The 19,366-nt window shown below is 68.7% G+C and carries 19 protein-coding genes; 12 read left to right on the top strand and 7 right to left on the bottom strand.

Annotation, left to right across the window (positions count from 1 at the left end):
• Positions 1–102: 102 nt before the first annotated feature.
• The 9 genes from map (at position 103) to truA (ending at position 6,874) form a co-directional block, all read left to right on the top strand.
• Positions 103–939 (top strand): type I methionyl aminopeptidase, encoded by an 837-nt coding sequence (map, locus tag ACFVQG_RS34945; RefSeq protein WP_383391578.1) that lies wholly within the window; start codon positions 103–105, stop codon positions 937–939.
• Between the two features lie 150 nt (positions 940–1,089).
• Positions 1,090–1,311, top strand: coding sequence for a translation initiation factor IF-1 (gene infA / locus ACFVQG_RS34940; RefSeq protein ID WP_003948620.1), 222 nt, complete (start codon positions 1,090–1,092; stop codon positions 1,309–1,311).
• Positions 1,312–1,370: 59 nt separating this feature from the next.
• Positions 1,371–1,484 (top strand): 50S ribosomal protein L36, encoded by a 114-nt coding sequence (rpmJ, locus tag ACFVQG_RS34935; RefSeq protein ID WP_003998809.1) that lies wholly within the window; start codon positions 1,371–1,373, stop codon positions 1,482–1,484.
• Positions 1,485–1,671: 187 nt separating this feature from the next.
• A complete protein-coding gene (gene rpsM, locus ACFVQG_RS34930; protein WP_019753104.1) occupies positions 1,672–2,052 on the top strand; it encodes a 30S ribosomal protein S13 in 381 nt (126 codons plus the stop codon).
• Positions 2,053–2,121: 69 nt separating this feature from the next.
• Positions 2,122–2,526, top strand: coding sequence for a 30S ribosomal protein S11 (gene rpsK / locus ACFVQG_RS34925; protein WP_003956432.1), 405 nt, complete (start codon positions 2,122–2,124; stop codon positions 2,524–2,526).
• 128 nt (positions 2,527–2,654) lie between these two features.
• Entirely contained in the window at positions 2,655–3,677 is a 1,023-nt protein-coding gene (locus ACFVQG_RS34920; RefSeq protein ID WP_003966937.1) for a DNA-directed RNA polymerase subunit alpha, read from the top strand.
• A 164-nt stretch (positions 3,678–3,841) separates the two neighbouring features.
• On the top strand, positions 3,842–4,363 hold the full coding sequence (rplQ, locus tag ACFVQG_RS34915) for a 50S ribosomal protein L17 (protein WP_383391574.1): 522 nt from the start codon (positions 3,842–3,844) through the stop codon (positions 4,361–4,363).
• A 172-nt stretch (positions 4,364–4,535) separates the two neighbouring features.
• Positions 4,536–5,954: a hypothetical protein gene (locus tag ACFVQG_RS34910; RefSeq protein ID WP_383391572.1), complete on the top strand. Its 1,419-nt coding sequence runs from the start codon at positions 4,536–4,538 to the stop codon at positions 5,952–5,954.
• A gap of 74 nt (positions 5,955–6,028) precedes the next feature.
• A complete protein-coding gene (gene truA, locus ACFVQG_RS34905) occupies positions 6,029–6,874 on the top strand; it encodes a tRNA pseudouridine(38-40) synthase TruA (protein ID WP_383391569.1) in 846 nt (281 codons plus the stop codon).
• 59 nt (positions 6,875–6,933) lie between these two features.
• Here the strand turns inward: truA and ACFVQG_RS34900 are convergent, their stop codons facing one another.
• From ACFVQG_RS34900 to ACFVQG_RS34875, 6 genes are all read right to left on the bottom strand, one after another.
• On the bottom strand, positions 6,934–8,958 hold the full coding sequence (locus ACFVQG_RS34900; RefSeq protein ID WP_383391567.1) for an acyltransferase family protein: 2,025 nt from the start codon (positions 8,956–8,958) through the stop codon (positions 6,934–6,936).
• A 51-nt stretch (positions 8,959–9,009) separates the two neighbouring features.
• Positions 9,010–10,107, bottom strand: coding sequence for a sugar phosphate nucleotidyltransferase (locus tag ACFVQG_RS34895; RefSeq protein ID WP_383391564.1), 1,098 nt, complete (start codon positions 10,105–10,107; stop codon positions 9,010–9,012).
• 15 nt (positions 10,108–10,122) lie between these two features.
• Positions 10,123–11,337 (bottom strand): glycoside hydrolase family 113, encoded by a 1,215-nt coding sequence (locus tag ACFVQG_RS34890; protein WP_383391561.1) that lies wholly within the window; start codon positions 11,335–11,337, stop codon positions 10,123–10,125.
• A 20-nt stretch (positions 11,338–11,357) separates the two neighbouring features.
• Positions 11,358–12,782: a glycosyltransferase family 2 protein gene (locus ACFVQG_RS34885; RefSeq protein ID WP_383391558.1), complete on the bottom strand. Its 1,425-nt coding sequence runs from the start codon at positions 12,780–12,782 to the stop codon at positions 11,358–11,360.
• A gap of 271 nt (positions 12,783–13,053) precedes the next feature.
• Positions 13,054–14,421: a glycoside hydrolase family 26 protein gene (locus ACFVQG_RS34880; RefSeq protein ID WP_383391556.1), complete on the bottom strand. Its 1,368-nt coding sequence runs from the start codon at positions 14,419–14,421 to the stop codon at positions 13,054–13,056.
• Positions 14,422–14,532: 111 nt separating this feature from the next.
• On the bottom strand, positions 14,533–15,411 hold the full coding sequence (locus ACFVQG_RS34875) for a hypothetical protein (protein WP_383391553.1): 879 nt from the start codon (positions 15,409–15,411) through the stop codon (positions 14,533–14,535).
• Positions 15,412–15,766: 355 nt separating this feature from the next.
• Between ACFVQG_RS34875 and rplM the strand changes: the two genes are divergently transcribed.
• From rplM to glmM, 3 genes are all read left to right on the top strand, one after another.
• Positions 15,767–16,210 (top strand): 50S ribosomal protein L13, encoded by a 444-nt coding sequence (gene rplM / locus ACFVQG_RS34870; RefSeq protein ID WP_383391552.1) that lies wholly within the window; start codon positions 15,767–15,769, stop codon positions 16,208–16,210.
• A 42-nt stretch (positions 16,211–16,252) separates the two neighbouring features.
• Positions 16,253–16,765 (top strand): 30S ribosomal protein S9, encoded by a 513-nt coding sequence (gene rpsI / locus ACFVQG_RS34865; RefSeq protein WP_031118774.1) that lies wholly within the window; start codon positions 16,253–16,255, stop codon positions 16,763–16,765.
• Between the two features lie 233 nt (positions 16,766–16,998).
• A complete protein-coding gene (gene glmM / locus ACFVQG_RS34860) occupies positions 16,999–18,357 on the top strand; it encodes a phosphoglucosamine mutase (protein WP_383391550.1) in 1,359 nt (452 codons plus the stop codon).
• A gap of 37 nt (positions 18,358–18,394) precedes the next feature.
• Here glmM and ACFVQG_RS34855 read toward each other — a convergent pair whose 3' ends face one another.
• A complete protein-coding gene (locus ACFVQG_RS34855) occupies positions 18,395–19,357 on the bottom strand; it encodes a DUF389 domain-containing protein (RefSeq protein WP_383391548.1) in 963 nt (320 codons plus the stop codon).
• Positions 19,358–19,366 lie beyond the last annotated feature (9 nt).

Below are 19,366 nucleotides of genomic sequence, written 5' to 3'. Positions count from 1 at the left end.
CGCTTTCCGGGGGGCCGCGGCTGCTGCGTGAGGGGTGGGTGCCGGTCCCCCGTATCGTTGGAAGCAGTCCATCTCTTCCGGTCCAGAAAGGCCGTAGTCCCCATGGTGCAGATCAAGAGCCCTGAGCAGATCGCGAAGATGCGTGAGGCGGGGCTGGTCGTGGCCGCCATCCACGCGGCCACTCGGGAGGCCGCGGTGCCGGGTGCGACGACGAAGGATCTGGACGAGGTCGCGCGCAAGGTGCTCGCGGAGCACGGGGCGAAGTCGAACTTCCTGGGGTACGGCGGTTTCCCCGCCACCATCTGCACGTCGGTGAACGAGGTCGTGGTGCACGGCATTCCGTCCGAGGACGTCGTCCTCAAGGACGGCGACGTCATCTCCGTCGACGCGGGCGCGATCATCGACGGCTGGCACGGCGACGCGGCGTACACCGCCTTCGTCGGCTCCGGTCACTCCGCGGAGCTGATCGAGCTGTCCCGGGTGACCGAGGAGTCGATGTGGGCCGGGATCGCGGCGATGAAGCAGGGCAACCGGCTCGTCGACGTCTCCCGCGCGATCGAGACGTACATCCGCCGCCAGCCCAAGCCCGGCGGCGGCCGGTACGGCATCGTCGAGGACTACGGCGGCCACGGCATCGGCTCCGAGATGCACATGGACCCCCACCTGCTGAACTACGTCGACCGCAGGCGCGGCAAGGGCCCCAAGCTGGTCCCCGGCATCTGCCTCGCCATCGAGCCGATGATCTCCCTGGGCACCCCGAAGACGGAGGTCCTCTCGGACGACTGGACCGTCATCACGACCGACGGCACCTGGTCCTCCCACTGGGAGCACTCGGTGGCCCTGACCCCGGAGGGCCCCCTGGTCCTGACGGCTTGGGACGGTGGGAAGGAAAAGCTGGCGGAGCTGGGTGTCACGGCCGCGCCGGATCCGCTCGCATGATGATCTCCCTTGTAGGGCAGGATTGCTCGATTCGTCTTTCCGGGTGCGCTGACGTAGACTGACTCGTCGGCTCCGGTGTACCCGCATGTCTGCATGCGCTTCTACGGTGCAGCCGGAGTCGATCAAGGTAGTCGATTCGAAGGGCGAAGCGTGGCCAAGAAGCAAGGTGCCATCGAGATCGAGGGCACTGTCGTCGAGTCTCTTCCGAACGCCATGTTCAAGGTCGAGCTCCAGAACGGCCACCAGGTCCTGGCACACATCAGCGGCAAGATGCGTATGCACTACATCCGCATCCTCCCTGACGACCGGGTCGTGGTGGAGCTGTCTCCGTACGACCTGACGCGTGGCCGGATCGTCTACCGGTACAAGTAGATCTTGCCCGCGCCCCGCCCACGGCGGGGTGATGGCACTGACCCGGAGAACCTCACCCCATGAAGGTCAAGCCGAGCGTCAAGAAGATCTGCGACAAGTGCAGGGTGATCCGCCGTCACGGCCGGGTCATGGTCATCTGCGAGAACCCGCGCCACAAGCAGCGCCAGGGCTGATCGCAGATCCTTTCCCTCTGCTTTCGCAGAGTTTCGCGCGACGCGAGCTGAATATGTTCATAAGCAGGGCCCGAGCCTCACGGCTCGACACCCCCGGTTCGGAGGCCGGGGACCCAGTTCGTACCTGGTACGGCGGCTGGGAGTCGGCTCTGCGGAAGACCTCCGAAGAACCAACTGGAGCCATTGAATGGCACGCGTTTCCGGTGTTGACATCCCGCGCGACAAGCGCGTGGAGGTCGCCCTCACCTACGTGTTCGGCATCGGCCGGACCCTTTCGCAGCAGACGCTGGCCGCCACCGGCGTCGACCCGAACACCCGCGTCCGCGACCTCTCCGAGGAGCAGCTCGTCGCGATCCGCGAGTACGTCGACAACAACATCAGGACCGAGGGTGACCTCCGTCGTGAGATCCAGGCCGACATCCGCCGCAAGGTCGAGATCGGCTGCTACCAGGGTCTCCGCCACCGTCGCGGCCTGCCCGTCCGCGGTCAGCGCACCAGCACCAACGCTCGCACCCGCAAGGGCCCGCGTCGCGCCATCGCCGGCAAGAAGAAGCCGGGCAAGAAGTAGTCCACAGCGGACAACGCTTCATCAGCGGTCTTCGCTGTAGGACCGACCACCTCCCCGTAGGAGTTACAGATGCCCCCCAAGGGTCGTCAGGGCGCTGCCAAGAAGGTGCGCCGCAAGGAAAAGAAGAACGTCGCTCACGGCCACGCGCACATCAAGAGCACGTTCAACAACACCATCGTCTCGATCACCGACCCGTCCGGCAACGTGATCTCCTGGGCCTCCGCCGGCCACGTCGGCTTCAAGGGCTCCCGGAAGTCCACGCCGTTCGCCGCGCAGATGGCCGCCGAGTCGGCCGCCCGCCGCGCCCAGGAGCACGGCATGCGCAAGGTCGACGTGTTCGTGAAGGGTCCGGGTTCCGGTCGTGAGACCGCGATCCGTTCGCTCCAGGCGACCGGTCTCGAGGTCGGCTCCATCCAGGACGTCACCCCGACCCCGCACAACGGTTGCCGTCCGCCCAAGCGCCGCCGCGTCTGACGCGTTCGCGCCCTTCGCGGGCTGGGTTTCCGGGCGGTACGGCTCCTTCGAGTCGTATCGCCCGTACCCTTGTCACATATCAGGGCGTCAAATAGCGGGCGCCCCTGACAGAAGGATCTGATCCACACATGCTGATCGCTCAGCGTCCCTCGTTGACCGAAGAGGTCGTCGACGAATTCCGCTCCCGGTTCGTGATCGAGCCGCTGGAGCCGGGCTTCGGTTACACCCTCGGCAACTCCCTCCGCCGGACCCTGCTGTCCTCCATCCCCGGTGCGGCTGTCACCAGCATCCGCATCGACGGCGTGCTGCACGAGTTCACCACCGTGCCGGGCGTCAAGGAGGACGTCACCGACCTGATCCTCAACATCAAGCAGCTGGTCGTCTCCTCGGAGCACGACGAGCCGGTCGTGATGTACCTGCGCAAGCAGGGCCCGGGTCTGGTCACCGCCGCCGACATCGCGCCTCCGGCCGGTGTCGAGGTGCACAACCCCGACCTCGTCCTCGCCACGCTCAACGGCAAGGGCAAGCTGGAGATGGAGCTGACGGTCGAGCGTGGCCGCGGCTATGTCTCCGCCGTGCAGAACAAGCAGGTCGGCCAGGAGATCGGTCGTATTCCGGTCGACTCGATCTACTCGCCGGTGCTCAAGGTCACGTACAAGGTCGAGGCCACGCGTGTCGAGCAGCGCACCGACTTCGACAAGCTGATCGTCGACGTCGAGACCAAGCAGGCCATGCGTCCGCGTGACGCCATGGCGTCGGCCGGTAAGACCCTGGTCGAGCTGTTCGGTCTGGCCCGTGAGCTGAACATCGACGCCGAGGGCATCGACATGGGTCCGTCCCCGACGGACGCGGCGCTGGCGGCCGACCTCGCGCTCCCGATCGAGGAGCTGGAGCTGACCGTCCGCTCGTACAACTGCCTCAAGCGTGAGGGCATCCACTCCGTGGGTGAGCTGGTCGCGCGCTCCGAGGCGGACCTGCTGGACATCCGTAACTTCGGTGCGAAGTCCATCGACGAGGTCAAGGCGAAGCTGGCCGGGATGGGTCTGGCGCTGAAGGACTCGCCTCCCGGGTTCGACCCGACCGCCGCGGCGGACGCGTTCGGCGCGGACGACGACGCGGACGCCGGGTTCGTGGAGACCGAGCAGTACTGATCGGTTGCGCGTGCCGGTCCGTCGTGGCTGGTCGCGCGGTTCCCCGCGCCCCTTCCGGGAGGGCCCCCTTCGGGGCGCCTCCCGGATCTCTGACAGACAACCGTCTGCTCAGATACTGACCCCGGTACCTGACACGGCCGGGGCAGACACCTAGGAGAAACACCATGCCGAAGCCCACCAAGGGTGCCCGTCTGGGCGGCAGTGCCGCGCACGAGAAGCTGATGCTCGCGAACCTCGCGAAGGCGCTTTTCGAGCACGGCAAGATCACCACCACCGAGGCGAAGGCCCGCCGCCTGCGCCCGTACGCGGAGCGTCTGGTCACCAAGGCGAAGAAGGGCGACCTTCACAACCGCCGCCAGGTGCTCCAGGTCATCACGGACAAGAGCATCGTCCACACGCTCTTCACCGAGATCGGCCCGCGCTACGAGAACCGCCCCGGTGGTTACACCCGCATCACCAAGATCGGTAACCGCCGTGGCGACAACGCGCCCATGGCTGTCATCGAGCTGGTCGAGGCGCTGACGGTCGCCCAGCAGGCCACGGGCGAGGCCGAGGCCGCCACCAAGCGTGCGGTCAAGGAAGACGCCCTCAAGAAGGACGAGGCCGTCGAGGCCAAGTCCGACGAGGCCGTCGAGGACGCCAAGCCGGAGGCCGACGAGGCCGCCGAGGAGTCCAAGGACGCCTGACGCCCAGGCGTCGCGCCGGGCCCGCCCTCTTCTTCGTGAAGGGGGCGGGCCCTTTCGCGTTCCCGCCCTCCCCAGGGCAACCCTCCCGGAGGTTCAGCGGTCAAGCAGGTGCGGCACCGCTCAGGTGTTCGCTCCATGCCATGTCATGTCGTGTCTGACTTACGGGGGACTCATGACTTCTCTCGCCGCCCTGCGGCGCACCGTCTCCGCGTGCGCGCTGGCAGCACTGGCCGGAACGGCGCTCACCGTCCCGGCGCACGCCCAGGCCCAGGCGGAACCGCTGCCGGTCGCCGTCACCGGCCCCGACAGCGTGAACCTCTCACTGCACCCGGAGTCCGGTGAGCCGGTCGAGCCGCAGATCGAACTCGGACTCCGGGCGCCCGGCGAGCCGGTACCGGACGAGAACGGCGTCATCTACCCGATCCACACCGGCGACTACACGGTCACCGTGGACGCCAGTTCCCTGGCGGGCGTCGCCGCGGTGGACTTCTCCAGCCTCGGCGGCTGGCAGGGCTGCTCGGTGACCGGGCTGGTCGCCACCTGCACCGACTACGACATCTACGCGGGCCAGGAGTACAACGACCTGGGCGGCATCCGCCTCGACGTGACCGACGAGAGCGCCGCGGGCGACTTCGGCGCCATCGAGGTCACGGCCGTCGGCGAGGGGCTGGCCTTCACCGGGCACACCGTGGACGTCCTGGTCGGCGGCCCCGAGCTGCGGATGAGGCAGCTGGCCGAGCCCCAGGGCTTCCAGGCCGGTGACACCTTCCCGGCGCCGCTGGGCTTCCGTAACGTCGGCGGGCTGGGCGGCGACGGTGTCGTGCTGCGCGTGTCCGGCAGCCGGGGCCTGTCCTTCCCCGGCACCTTCGGCAACTGCTGGTACGACCCGCGCGAACCCGACGACCTGTTCGGGCGGTCCACGGCGCTGTGCGTCTTCGACAGCGAGTTCGCGGGCGGGACCGCGTACGGCCTGAGCGAGGGCTTCCCGGTCCAGACCGCCGACTTCGCGCTGTACGACGCGCTGTCGTACTCCTTCAGCGCCGTGCCCGCCGACCAGGTGGACGAGCTGCTGGCCGAGGGCGACTACCAGGCGGGCACCGGTGCGGTGCTGGAGCTGGTGCCGCTCCCGGACGCGGACCCGGCCGACTACACGCGCTGGGCGGAGCTGGACTTCCCGACGGGCAACACCTTCGACCTCGATCTGACCGGCGAGCGGCTGCGGGCCCGCAAGGGCGCCACGGTGTCGGTCGACATCGGCTTCGCCAACCACGGCCCCGCCTGGCTGGCGCTGCTCCGCTCCGGCGGCGAGCCGATCTCCTTCTGGGTCGACCTGCCCCCGGGCACCACGGCCACCACGGTCCCCGAGGGCTGCCGACCCGGCGACTGGGAGGGCGCCGAGGGCGACTACCTCTGCTTCATCGACACGCCGGTCCTGGAGGACGCTTCCATGACCTTCACCTTCGGCCTCCGCGTCGACGAGGTGATCAGGAACGCCACCGGCCGGGCGTTCTTCGCGTACACCATGCCGAACGAGGGCAACCCGGCGAACGACGCCGGGAAGATCGTGCTGAACCCGGCGGGCAGGTACTGACTCCCGGATCGGCCGGGCGCCGCGGGTCCGCCCCTTGGGGCGGGCCCGTTCCGCGTTCCTGAGAGGATTCAGGGGTGAGCGACGAAGTACAGCCCGGTTACGTCCGCATCCGCCTCGACCTGTCCTACGACGGCACCGACTTCTCCGGCTGGGCCAAGCAGGCCGGTGGGCGGCGCACCGTCCAGGGGGAGGTCGAGGACGCGCTGCGGACCGTCACGCGGTCAGGGGAGACGACGTACGAGCTGACGGTGGCCGGGCGCACCGACGCCGGGGTGCACGCGCGAGGGCAGGTGGCGCATGTCGATCTGCCGCGCGAGGTGTGGGCGGAGCAGGGCGCCAAGCTGCTGAAGCGGCTCGCCGGGCGGTTGCCGAGGGATGTGCGGGTGTGGGCCCTGCGGGAGGCGCCGGGCGGCTTCAACGCGCGGTTCGCGGCCGTCTGGCGGCGGTACGTCTACCGGGTGACCGACAACCCCGGGGGCGTGGACCCGCTGCTGCGGACGCATGTGCTGTGGCACGACTGGCCGCTGGACGTGGCCGTGATGGACGCCGCCGCCAAGTCGCTGATCGGCGAGCACGACTTCGCGGCGTACGCGAAGAAGCGCGAGGGCGCCACCACCGTGCGGGAGATCCTCGACTTCGGGGTGCGCCGGGGCGCGGACGGGATCATCGAGATCGAGGTGCGCGCCGACGCCTTCTGCCACAACCAGGTGCGCGCGATGGTCGGCGCCCTGCTGTTCGTCGGGGACGGGCACCGGGGCGTGGAGTGGCCGCGCCAGGTCCTCGACGCGCGGGTGCGGGACAGCGCGGTGCACGTGGTGCGGCCGCACGGGCTGGTGCTGGAGGAGGTCGGCTATCCGGCCGATGAGTTGCTGGCGGAGCGGCAGCGGCAGGCGCGGCGGGTGCGGGGCGCGTTGGACTGAGACGGAAAGAGGGCTCTGCGGTGGTCGGTCGCAGAGCCCTCTGGGGTATTCGGTGCCTGTCAGCCGTTCAGGGCCTTCTCCAGGGTCGGCTTCAGGAAGGGCACCAGGGACTTCGCGTAGCCCGCCGTGATGTGGCTGGAGTCGAAGTAGACCACCTGGTCGGCGATGACTGTCGGGCACACACCGTCGGCGCAGAACGCGGGCAGCGTCTCGATGATGGCGGCCCCGTGGGCCTCGGCCACCCTTTGCTCCATGGCCCGGAAGTCCGGGTACTCGATGGCCTTGCCCTGGGCGGGGTTGCACGCCGAGATGTCGTCGATGTGGGTGGCGAGGCAGTCGGGCACGTTGGTGCCGGGCTGCGGAGTGTCGGTGATGTAGACCAGCTCGGCTCCGGTGCCCTCGAAGACCTTGAAAGCCTCCTTGGCACCGGCCTCGGTCGCCTCGCGGCGCGTGCGGTTGGTGACGACGATGACGTCCGGCTTGACCTTCTCGATTTCCTCGAACGCCGTCTTCCGCCAGCTGTCGCACTCGGTGTAACGGCGGTTCAGTTCAGGGTTCTTGATGGCGTAGACCTCGGGGGAGCAGCCGCCCTTTGCCATGGTCACGACCTTGACATTGAGCGACTTGCCGAGTTCGTTGAAGGCGTCGCCCCACTGCCAGGCGTGCGAGTCACCGATGATGACCAGCGACTTCTTGCCTTGCGGGTCGCCGATGATGCAGTTGTCCCGCATGACGAACGTGTCGACTTCGGTGTTGTCGATGCAGCCGTAGTTGGTGTGGTCGTCGGGGGACTTCGCCAGAGTGCCCTGGACGGCCGTGGAGAGCTGTGTCTGGGTGACGGCGGTCTTCACCGAGGCTTCGCCGTTGTACCCGGAGTCGCCGCTCGCGACGGTCGTCGGCGTCGCGATGTTGAGCGGGACGACCATGGCGAAGGCCATGGCTCCGGCCGTTCCCGCCGTGGCCGTGCCGCCGACGAAGATGCCCTTCCACGGGCGTGCGACCAACTGGGTGTTGTTCCTGAAGCGGCGCTCGACCGCGTAGTGCATGAGGTAGGCCAGCGCCAGGGAGACGACTGCGACCCGCAGGCGGTCCTGGTAGGTGAACTCCCGCTCGATGATGTTGGGCCAGAGGATGAGAATCGGCCAGTGCCAGAGGTACCAGCCGTAGCTGACGTTTCCTATGGAGTTGAAGACGGGGTTGTCGAGCAGCTTCTCCGCGCCGAGGCGCGGCGCGGCACAGCCACCGGCGATGATCAGCGCGGCGCCGAGCAGGGGCCCAGCAACCGCGTACCCGGGCAGGGGGGTGTGCTCCGTGATGAGCAACCCGGTGACCAGGGTGGTACCGAGTCCGACCCAGGTGAGGAAGGCCGCCAGCGCGGTGTTCATACGGGAGAGGAGCGGTGCGCTGAGGGCGAGGAGGACACCGAGGGCGATCTCCCAGATGCGGGTGTGCGTACTGAAGTAGGCGAGGGGCTGGTTTTCCGAGGTCTTGGTGTACCCCAGATAGAACGAACCGCCCACCACGGCTATGAGGAACAGAGCGACCAGGGCGCGGTTGCGGAAGATCTTGCGGCTGGTCCAGACGAGGGCCACCAGCGCGATCGGGGCGACGACGTAGAACTGCTCCTCGATGCCCAGCGACCAGAAGTGCTGGTACGGGGACTGGCTGCCGTCGTTGGCGAAGTAGTCGGTACCGGTCTCGACGAGGCGCCAGTTCATGATGCTGAGCGCCGCGCTGAAACCGTCCGTGACGTAGTCGCGGAACCTGAGTGGGCTGGCGAACACCCACGACAGGATGGCTGTGCCGATGATGGTGACGGTCATGGCCGGGGCAAGCCGTCGGAAGCGACGCGCCCAGAACTTGCTCAGCGAAACCTTGCCGGTCTTGTCGATCTCGGCGAGCAACTGGCTGCCGATGAGGAAGCCACTCAGCACGAAGCTCACGTCCACGCCACCGTGGATGTCGAGAATGCCACAGTGCATGGCGACCACCATCATGATGGCGACGGCACGCAGGCCCTGGATGTCAGGCCGATACTTGCGAAGACGTTCCGTCTTCTCGGCTTCTGTGCGATGGCGGGACATGATTCTCCAGTAGCTGACCGTCCGGTCTGACCGTGCGGCGGGTGGGCGAGGTCAGTGGATCGTCGCGCAGGCGGCAGCCGTGCCGCTGACGCGTACTCCTTGGGCGGGGATGCGAATTCCGCACGACAGCCTCAGCTGGGCGGGCAGTTCGTTGTCGGCGCCGATGTGCGCGTGGCAGCCCACGACTGCTTCGCGGAGGCGGGAGTTCTGGCCGATGGCGGAGTCATGGTCCACGACGGAGTCGTGGATCTGGGCGCCCTCCGAGACCGTGACGCCCGCGCCGATGATGGAGCGGTCCACGATCACGTGTGGACCGATCACGGCGCGCGGTCCGATCGTGGAACCGCCCATGATGCACGCGGTGGCGTCGATGGTGGCCGTGGGGTCGATCAAAGTGTCAGCGGGCTTCGGTACGAGAGGAGAGGCCACCGTGCCGGTGACCAGGTCGGCGGAGCCGTGAACGAAGGCCAGCGGGGTGCCGAGATCCCGCCAGTAGCCGCTCGTGATGTGGCCGAACACGCGCCGCCCTTCGGCGACGAGTTGCGGGAAGGTCTCCTGTTCCACGGAGACCTCGCGGTCGGCGGGGATGGACTCGAGCACGGAACGGCGGAACACGTAGCAGCCGGCGTTGATCTGGTCGGTGACGCATTCCTCGGTGGTCTTGGGCTTCTCCAGGAAGGAGAGCACCCTTCCGGTCTCGTCGGTGGGGACCAATCCGAAGGCCCGCGGGTCGGAGACCCGGGTGAGATGTAGCGTCACGTCGGCTTCCCGCGCCTGGTGCTGCTCGAGGACGCCGCGCAGGTCGAGGCCGGACAGGATGTCGCCGTTGAGGACCAGGACCGGAGCGTCGGCCGGACCCCGCAGCAGGCGGCCAGCGTTGCGGATCGCTCCGCCCGTACCGAGCGGGACCTCCTCGACGGCGTAGGAGATGTCCAGGTCCTGGGAGAAGTCCTTGAACTCCTCCTCGAAGAGGCTGGCGAGATACGAGGTGGCGAAGACCACATGCTCGACTCCGGCGTCCATGAGCTTGGCTATCTGGTGCCGGATGAAGGAGGAGCCCGCGACGTTGAGCAGCGGCTTCGGGGTGTGGTTCGTCAAGGGGCGCAGGCGGGTTCCCTTGCCACCCACCAGGATGATGGCTTCTTGCATGATGGCCTCGCTCGGTCAGCTGGCGTCGTCGACGCCAGGGCCTGCGTAGTCGGAGGTGAAGCAGGCCGTGATGGCCTTCTCGGTCTGCGGGCGCCCGGCGAAGTCCAGTCGGGACTGCTTCTCGTCGTCGGGCTTGGTGTTCGGGTCGTCGTCGAAGTAGATCGACCACCAGTACACGCCGCTCATCTGCCGTTCCTGCACGACCTGGCAGACGGCCGTGTACCAGTTCGCCTGCACCTTCGGATTCACGGCGCGCTTGGTGTAGAAGTCGCCGGGAGCCTGATAGGCGCCGTCCATGGCACCGATGCCGGCCTCGGCGATGGTGATCTTGGGGAGGGGGCCGGTGGCCTTCTTGTCCAGCCACTCGTTCCAGCCCTCGGCCAGGGTCTCCACGGAGGCGGTGTCCGGGACTTTGACGGGGAAGTAGGCGTCGATGCCGAGGTTGGTGACGGGCATGTTGACCGGGCCCGCGACATAGGCGTCCCAGTTGGCGTCGTAGGCGACCTCGCCGGAGAACAACTGCTCAGCCCGGTCCACGAGGCTGTCCCAGCCGGGGGAGCCCTCCATGGAGTTGAGCTCGGTGCCGATGACGAAGGTGGCTGCCTTCTGGGCTTCCGCCTCCCGCAGATAGGGAGTCAGGAACTTCTCGTAAGACGTGAACCAGGCGTCAGGGTCAGACGGCTCGATGTTGCCGCGCCAGTCGCCGTTGTCCACGTCGAGGGACGTCTCGTCCAGCAGGGGCCTGACCGTCGTCCTCAGTCCGGCCTGGTGGAAGATCGCCAGGACGTCAGCCATCCGCTGGGGCGAGGGCGTCTTGTCGCTCGCGCTGATCTCCGTGGAGGCACGGCCGCCGGTGGCGAAGGGAAAACTGATGCTCACCGAGTTGGCGTGCAGTCCAACCAGGTAGTTGGCCTGGATGCGGGCCTGCTTCTTGATGTACTCCGTGGAGGCGGCGTGGTCTTCCCAGTAGAGCTGGACACCCCACTGCGGCATGCCCTCCTTCCATTCCTTTTCCACTTTGGCCAGTTCCACCACCGGTGATGCGGAGTCGCCGCCTGTATCAGGGGACTGGTCGGACGTGGAAGTCTCCTCGTTGATCACCAGGTTCGGCACCAGGGACCCGGACTCCCACCGCAGGGGATGGTCCCCGAGGACGAAGGGAACGGCGATCACCGAGGCGATGACGGTGACGGGCAGAACCGCGAGCATGGGCAGGCGGGTGCGCTTCATGGACGGATGTCTCTTCCGGATCAGGCGGGCTTGGCGATGACGACGAACTTGTTCTCCTCGCGGCGGATGAACTTCATCAGGCCCTTGAAGCCGCCGAGCCCTTCGAGGAGGGAGAACAGGGGCAGCATGAGGAGCACCGCGATGGGCTCCCACCACTTGCGCTTGCCGTTCGCCGAGGCGATCGCGTTCAGTCGCAGCCCTTCCCAGTACGCCCAGATGACGTAGGCGAAGCTGATCGACCACAACACCACCACGGACTGGGTCACGGGGGAGGTGTTCATGTCGTTGATGATCCAGCCGGCCAGCAGAATGGCGCCGACGTGCTGGAACGGGCCCAGGATCCAGCTGGTCACACACACGGTCATGAACCAGCGGTAGCGGAAGGGCACCTTGCGGTTGAAGCAGAGGGCGACCAGGCCCCAGGCCCAGCGCTCACGCTGCTTGACGAAGTCCTTCATGTTGGCCGGGGAGGCGCCGTAGCAGCGGCCGTTGAACCAGTCGCTGCGGCCCGGGTAGATACGGCAGAACGTGAGGGCGAGCCGGGCGTCCTCGACGATCTCCTTGGGGCCGAAGTCCCAGCCGATCTCGGCCTCGATGGACGCGCGGATGACGAGCAGCTCGCCGTGCACACCGGCGGCCGGGGTGCCGAGCCCGGTGAAGGCACGGAACCGCGCGATGTCGTCCGCCGGGCGGATGGCGTCGGCGAACCAGGTGAACATGCTGACCGCGTTCTCGCGCGGGTAGGTCAGGATGCCCTGCGCCATGTGCTTGACCTCTTCGGGGGTCGCACGGCGCTGGCGGTTGATGAACTGCGCGAGGGACGCGGCGGTGTCGGGGCCCACACCGGTGTCGTCGTCCATGTGCAGCACCCAGACGTTCTCCAGCGCCTCGCCCTCCGCGATCCGCAGCTCGTGGGCGTAGTTGTTGGCGCGGGCCTTGAAGCGGGTGCCGTTCTTGGTCTCGTAGGCCTTCGGGACGGTGACCACGCGGATCCACGGGTGGGTGGCCGCCAGCGCGTCGATCCGCTCGGCGGCCTCGCAGCCCTCCTCGGTGAGCACGTCCACCCGCATGTACGGGAACCACTCGGGCAGGTGCTCCACGTAGGAGAGGACGGACCGCTCCAGCGCCGGGTAGGTGTCGTGGCGGCCGATGGTCGGCACCAGCGTGATCAGGAAGTCCTGTTCCACCAGTGCGGGCGGTGTCATCAGATGCGCCTTGCGGTTGCGGCGCCGGATCAGCATGAAGCCCTGGATGGACACCAGCACACCCGGCACGGGCAGGGCCCAGCAGATGGTGATCAGCCACGCCAGCGGCGAGTCTGTGGGTGTGTAGGACCAGAGGCTGAAAAAGAGGAGGACCACCAGCGGTATGAGGAACGGCAGGATGCCCGGCTTCCACGCGGCAGTACGTTTGGCCAGCTTCGCGTTGTGACGCGAATGCGGCACGCCCCCCTCGACGACTGTCGATGCCATGACTTCTGCGGAACTCCCGTGAGATCGGCGGTGCGTTGAGGCAGCACTGGATCTCGGCACGGCGCATCAGCGCACCGCACACCGCAGTTCTGGGCCTAGAGCCCCCCAACGCCTTCTTTGGCATACCGGCCATGTGCCACTCGGATGCCCCCCCAGGCGTCCAGACCGCTGGCCGAAACGGCTGATCGATCCTCGCACACTTGTGTGCACTACGAAACGACTATGTGAAAGCTGTAGTCAAAAGTTAACCATTCCGCTTATTGAGTAGTGATCCCCAGGTATGCGCGGTGACCACGGCGGACGACCCGTATGTCCTCTTCACGTCGGCGCCGGTGTTCTTGTGCCGGGGAGAGGAGGTGTTCTCGTACGACAGTGCCTGGCCCCACACCGTCCACAGCACCCACGGTGTTTCGGCCAGCGTGCGCGGCTGGTGCGCGTTGAGCGGCACATGGAAGGACTCGGCGACGATCCGGGGTCTGCGGTACTTCTCCAGCCCGCGGTACCAGACCCCGGTCCAGGCGCCGTCGCCGAACGGCCGGGCTGGGGAGTCGCTGTAGTCGTCGACGCCCACGACGTCCACGTAGCGACCCCCGGGGTAGTACGCGTGCGGCTCGCGCCCGTAGGTCCCGTCCCAGGAGTTCGGCGCCCACACGAAGACCAGGTTGTGCAGGCCGCGCCGGTGCACCAGGTAGTCGTACGTCAGCCGCCACAGCCGCCGGAAGGCGGCCGGGTCCTGGCCGGACCACCAGAAGCCCTTCCCGGGTGTCGTGTTCATCTCGTGGTACGGCCGCAGCAGCACCGGCACGCCGTGGTCGGCGAGGTAGCCCAGGTGGTCCGCGAGGAACGCCAGGTCGTACAGCAGGGCCTGGTGCTCGGTGCTGCCCGGGGTGAGCACCCGCTCGAACCAGCCGCTGTCGCGCGCCCCGGGGGAGTTGCGGTGCAGTGTCTGGGGGAAGCCCTTGACCGGGCTGCCGGGGTACGGCTGGTGGAAGGAGAAGCCGACCAGACCCGCGGGCCCGCCCCCGTTCTCCGGCAGTCGCACCTCGGAGCCGGAGGAGCACTCCCGGTGCGTTCCGGAGGGGCGGTAGGAGCCGTCGGCCTCCCGGGGCAGCCCGGCCCACACGCCCAGGGCCAGGTCCATGGCGTCGTCCGTGTACCCCCACATCCGGCGGCAGCTCGGCCAGGCCCGCGAGTAGGACCGGGACTCGCCCACGGCCCAGCCCGGCTGCCCGTAGCCGGGGCCCAGGTCCAGTTCCACGAAGGCGGGCAGCCGCCCGGTGATGTCCTGCGCCTTGCGGTAGTAGTAGCCGGGCGGCTTGGTGCCCCGGGTGTCGCCGTAGTTCGCGTTGTACCGCTCGTTGTGCAGCTCCACGTGCTGCCCGATCAGAGTGCGGCTGGGGCGCCCGCGCCGGGCCTCGTTCTCCAGGCCCGCCAGCGTCGCGTACACGCGGCGGGCGGCCGGGGTGGCCTTCGGGTCACGCGCCCGCAGGTCGGTGGGGACGGACGGGTCGGCCGCGTCCGCCGCCTCGTCCTCCGGCCAGGCCCACACCCCCAGCGGCACCAGCACCGCGGCCCCCGCCGCGGCGCCGAGCAGCCCGATCCGGTCGCGCATCCGCACGGTCTTGCCCCCGTCCCCACCTGATCCGTCGTACGGGGATTCTCCCTGGTGCGGGAGGGGGCCGCCGTATCGGGTGGTGGGGCGGCGCGGGGGCGCGAGGGGGAGCTACTCGTTCGCCGCCGCCGACGCCTGCGCCTCGCCCCGCCGCCGGATCTGGCGGAAGGTGAACTCGGCCAGGTCGTCGCCGGTCGAGAAGACGGCGTTGTCCTTGGTGGTGACGTCCTTGCCGTTGGTGAAACCGGCGAGGGTGAAGTAGGCGTAGCGGCCGTAGGAATTGGTCGTGGAGCGGCAGACGGCGCCGGTGCAGAAGGCCTGCACGCCGCCGCCGGACAGCGGGCGGACGATGCTCTTGGTGTCGGCCTGCTTCTTGGCCCTGGTGGCCTGGGCCTCGGTGTCGAAGACGGCCACGCCGACGGTGACCGCGACGCCGTCCCTGGTGTACGTGACCCGGATCAGCCGCGTGCAGTCATTGGCTTCCAGCACCTTCGGCAGGGTGGCCTGCGCGGCCGAGGAGCAGGTCGTCGTGTCGGCCGTGGGGCCCTTCTTGTAGACCGTGTCGCCCATGGTCAGCTGGGTGCCCGGGAACAGCGTCTGCGGGCTGAGCGGCGCCTTGTCCTTGGCCTTGCTGGCGATGAAGTCCTTCGGGTCCAGCGGCGGCGGCGCGGAGGTCGGCTCGAACGACGGCGCGGCCGGGCTGCTGGGCAGGTCCGCGGTGGCGGGCAGCTGGGAGGACGGCTCCTTGGCCGTGTCGTCGCCGTTCGCCGATACGACGGCCACCGCGACGGCGGCCCCGATCGCGACGGTGGCGAGCGCGCCCCCGCCGATCAGCAGCAGCCGGCGCCGTTTGTTGCGCGCCTCGGACGCCTCGGCCAGCGCGGCCCAGTCCGGCGTCTGGCTGCCGCCGCTGTTCCACGGCTGCTGCTGCTGGGAGTGCGGTGTCCAGGGATCCCACTGCGACTGAGGTCCCCCCTGCCCAAAGCTCATGGGCCGCATCTTAGACGGGCCGCGCGGCGGGCCGAGCCGTGCCAACCAAGCCTGGGAGCCCTGGGGTTAGGGTGCCCGGAGGGGGTTCGTCACCCTCCGTGTCCGAAGGTCCGGTGGCGGTAGCCGCGGGTGTCCGCCGATCGCTCGTTTTGACCCGTCCGCGCGCCCCCGGTATCCTGCTGGTTCGTTGTGTATTGGCTTGCTCATTCTCACGGGACGGGCCCTTACACCGGTCCACCGGGCCGATGACCAGCGATTCCACGCACGCGGTATGCGTCGCCGCCGTGGCCAAGGCTGTCGTGATCGTTTCGGTGACCTTGTCAGGACCATTCACTCGAAGCGAAGGCTACGAACCGTGCGTACGTACAGCCCCAAGCCCGGCGATGTGACGCGCCAGTGGCACGTCATCGACGCTCAGGACATCGTCCTGGGTCGTCTCGCCTCCACCGCCGCGTCCCTTCTGCGGGGCAAGCACAAGCCGATCTACGCGCCCCACGTCGACACCGGTGACTTCGTCATCATCATCAACGCCGACAAGGTGCACCTGTCCGGCAACAAGCGGACCCAGAAGATGGCGTACCGCCACTCCGGCTACCCGGGTGGTCTGCGCTCCGTCCGCTACGACGAGCTCCTCGAGAAGAACCCCGAGAAGGCTATCGAGAAGGCCGTCAAGGGCATGCTCCCCAAGAACACGCTGGGCCGTCAGATGCTCTCGAAGCTGAAGGTCTACAAGGGTGACCAGCACCCGCACGGCGCGCAGCAGCCGCAGCCGTTCGAGATCACCCAGGTCGCGCAGTAAGTCCGGCCACCCCCTAAGACTGAAGAGAATCTGAGGAGAATCGTGGCCGAGACCACTGCCGAGCAGCCGCTCGAAGAGCTTGACATCGACAGCTACACCACCGAGTCCGAGGTCCCCGTCGAGGGCGAGTACACCTCGGAGTCCATGGCCTCCCGCTTCGGCGAGCCCCAGCCCGCCGCGGGCCTGGGCCGCCGCAAGAACGCCATCGCCCGCGTCCGGATCGTCCCGGGCACCGGCAAGTGGAAGATCAACGGCCGCACCCTTGAGGACTACTTCCCCAACAAGGTGCACCAGCAGGAGGTCAACGAGCCCTTCAAGGTGCTCGAGCTGGAAGGCCGCTACGACGTCGTCGCCCGCATCGCCGGTGGCGGTGTCTCGGGCCAGGCGGGCGCCCTGCGCCTGGGCGTGGCCCGCGCGCTGAACGAGGCCGACGTCGACAACAACCGCGGTCCGCTGAAGAAGGCGGGCTTCCTGCGCCGCGACGACCGTGCGGTCGAGCGCAAGAAGGCCGGTCTGAAGAAGGCCCGTAAGGCTCCGCAGTACAGCAAGCGTTAATCTGCGGGTCTGCACGTACTCCGAACGCCCCGGCGGCACGCCTCGTGCTGTCGGGGCGTTCGTGTATCACGGCCAGCGGGCGTATAACGGCACAAGACGCTCAAAGGCTTGTGTGATGGGCTGGTGTGATGGGATGGCGGGACCTTCGCGGTCCGGCCACGGGAGCCCCCGCACGCATATGCGGGCCGCAGCGGGCGGCGGCTGCCGGAACTGATGCTTCCTCAGGAGGACAAGTGGGACGACTCTTCGGCACGGACGGCGTGCGCGGCGTCGCCAACGCGGATCTGACGGCCGAGATGGCCCTCGGTCTCTCCGTCGCGGCGGCACACGTACTGGCCGAGGCGGGCACCTTCGCGGGCCACCGGCCGACGGCGGTGGTCGGGCGGGACCCGCGTGCGTCCGGGGAGTTCCTGGAGGCCGCCGTCGTGGCGGGCCTGGCCAGCGCGGGCGTGGACGTCCTGCGGGTCGGCGTGCTGCCGACCCCGGCCGTGGCGCATCTGACCGCCGCGCTCGGCGCCGACCTCGGCGTGATGCTCTCCGCCAGCCACAACGCCATGCCGGACAACGGCATCAAGTTCTTCGCCCGCGGCGGGCACAAGCTCGCCGACGAACTGGAGGACCGTATCGAGGCCGTGTACGAGGGCCATCGCCACGGTGAGCCCTGGTCGCGGCCCACCGGTGCCGGGGTCGGCCGGGTGCGGGACCACGAGGAGGGCGCGGACCAGTACGTCGAGCACCTGCTCGGCGTCCTCCCCAACCGGCTCGACGGCCTGAAGATCGTCCTCGACGAGGCGCACGGCGCCGCCGCGAAGGTCTCCCCGCGGGCCTTCGCCCGCGCCGGGGCCGAGGTCGTCACCATCGGCGCCGAACCCGACGGCCTCAACATCAACGACGGCTGCGGCTCCACCCACCTCGGCCAGCTCAAGGCCGCCGTCCTCGCCCACGGCGCGGACCTCGGCATCGCCCACGACGGCGACGCCGACCGCTGCCTGGCTGTGGACCACACCGGCGAGGAGGTCGACGGCGACCAGATCCTCGCCGTGCTCGCGCTGGCGATGCGGGAACGTTCCGCACTGCGCTCCGGCACCGTCGTCGCGACCGTCATGTCCAACCTCGGCTTCAAGCTCGCCATGGAACGCGAGGGCATCCACCTCGTGCAGACCGCGGTCGGCGACCGCTACGTCCTGGAGGAGATGAAGGAGCGGGACTACGCCCTCGGCGGCGAGCAGTCCGGCCACGTCATCGTCCTCGACCACGCCACCACCGGCGACGGCACCCTCACCGGCCTGCTGCTGGCCGCGCGGGTGGCCCAGAGCGGTCGCCCGCTGCGGGAACTGGCCTCCGTGATGGAGCGGCTCCCGCAGGTACTCATCAACGTCCCGGACGTGGACAAGGCACGCGTCGGCACCTCCGCGGACCTGGTCGCGGCGATCACCGAGGCGGAACGGGAACTGGGCTCCACGGGCCGCGTCCTGCTGCGCCCGTCGGGGACCGAGCCGCTGGTGCGGGTGATGGTCGAGGCGGCGGACATCGATCAGGCCCGGTCGGTGGCGGGGCGGTTGGCGGACGCGGTGAAGTCGGCGCTCGGATAGGTGCCCGCGCCCCTGAGGTGCGTAGGGCCGCCCGGTGTCACGGACGGCCCGACCGCCCGGTGACCGGGACGTGCATACGGCGACGCTGCTTGGCCCACAGCCACTTCTGGAGCAGCAGCGTCGTCGTGCCCGCGACGGTGATGCCGAACAGGTTGAGCAGCAGTTGCTTGCTGGAACCGGCCGTCTGGGCCATGTCGCCGTAGCTGAGGGCGACGGCCGCGTTGGCGGCGGCCGGGATCGTGGTCACCGAGATGGCCACGCCCACCAGGGCGCCCGACTTGGCCGAGGTCAGGGAGAGCGTGCCCGCGATCCCGGCCAGGACCGCCACGACGAACGAGAAGGCGTCCGGGGCGTACACGAAACCCGTCTGTGGCCGCTCGCCCTCCAGCCCCGCCTCGGTGAACAGCCCCCCGGCGTCCATCAGCAGGCTGAAGACCACCGTCACCGCCATCGCCAGGGCGAAGCCCACCAGCAGGGCGATCAGCGAGCGCAGCGCGAGACGGGGCCGCCGCTGCACCACCGACGTGGAGATACCGGTCAGCGGACCGAACTCCGGGCCGACCGCCATCGCGCCCACGATCAGGATCGCGTTGTCCAGGACGACACCGCAGGCCGCGATCATGGTGGCGAGCGTGATGAACGACAGATAGGTGACCGAGAGCGTCGACTCCTCGTGGGTCTCCTCGACCAGGTGCTCCCACAGCACCGCGTCCGCGGGCTCGCCCGGGGCGTCCTTCTCGGCGCGGACGGCACGCTCGGACAGCAACAGGTCGATGTTGTCCACGGCGATGGAACCGCACTCCTCGATGCCGAGCCGCTGGAGGCCGTTGAGGAGTTCGTCCCCGGCCTCCCGGGCGACGTCGCAGGTGACGACGTCCCCGGCCGGTTCCCGGGCCACTCCGGGCATCACGACGACATGGGCGGTCCCCACCGTGCCGTCGATCAGGCGCACCACGTCGTCGGTCTTCTCCGCGGGGACGATCAGACGCAGATGCAGCATGGCGGCAGC

Origin of the sequence: Streptomyces sp. NPDC057877 (genome assembly GCF_042796855.1) — a bacterium.
In the GTDB taxonomy this organism is placed as follows: domain Bacteria; phylum Actinomycetota; class Actinomycetes; order Streptomycetales; family Streptomycetaceae; genus Streptomyces.
The sequence above is the reverse complement of the archived record's forward strand: the minus strand, read 5'-3'. Positions and strand labels throughout refer to the sequence as shown.

Bases quoted from the DNA above. Each gene is read 5' to 3' on its own strand.
- map (WP_383391578.1), top strand. From the start codon at position 103: ATGGTGCAGATCAAGAGCCCTGAGCAGATCGCGAAGATGCGTGAGGCG.
- rpmJ (WP_003998809.1), top strand. From the start codon at position 1,371: ATGAAGGTCAAGCCGAGCGTCAAGAAGATCTGCGACAAGTGCAGGGTG.
- rpsM (WP_019753104.1), top strand. From the start codon at position 1,672: ATGGCACGCGTTTCCGGTGTTGACATCCCGCGCGACAAGCGCGTGGAG.
- rpsK (WP_003956432.1), top strand. From the start codon at position 2,122: ATGCCCCCCAAGGGTCGTCAGGGCGCTGCCAAGAAGGTGCGCCGCAAG.
- ACFVQG_RS34920 (WP_003966937.1), top strand. From the start codon at position 2,655: ATGCTGATCGCTCAGCGTCCCTCGTTGACCGAAGAGGTCGTCGACGAA.
- rplQ (WP_383391574.1), top strand. From the start codon at position 3,842: ATGCCGAAGCCCACCAAGGGTGCCCGTCTGGGCGGCAGTGCCGCGCAC.
- ACFVQG_RS34910 (WP_383391572.1), top strand. From the start codon at position 4,536: ATGACTTCTCTCGCCGCCCTGCGGCGCACCGTCTCCGCGTGCGCGCTG.
- ACFVQG_RS34900 (WP_383391567.1), bottom strand. From the start codon at position 8,958: ATGTCCCGCCATCGCACAGAAGCCGAGAAGACGGAACGTCTTCGCAAG.
- ACFVQG_RS34895 (WP_383391564.1), bottom strand. From the start codon at position 10,107: ATGCAAGAAGCCATCATCCTGGTGGGTGGCAAGGGAACCCGCCTGCGC.
- ACFVQG_RS34890 (WP_383391561.1), bottom strand. From the start codon at position 11,337: ATGAAGCGCACCCGCCTGCCCATGCTCGCGGTTCTGCCCGTCACCGTC.
- ACFVQG_RS34880 (WP_383391556.1), bottom strand. From the start codon at position 14,421: ATGCGCGACCGGATCGGGCTGCTCGGCGCCGCGGCGGGGGCCGCGGTG.
- ACFVQG_RS34875 (WP_383391553.1), bottom strand. From the start codon at position 15,411: ATGAGCTTTGGGCAGGGGGGACCTCAGTCGCAGTGGGATCCCTGGACA.
- ACFVQG_RS34855 (WP_383391548.1), bottom strand. From the start codon at position 19,357: ATGCTGCATCTGCGTCTGATCGTCCCCGCGGAGAAGACCGACGACGTG.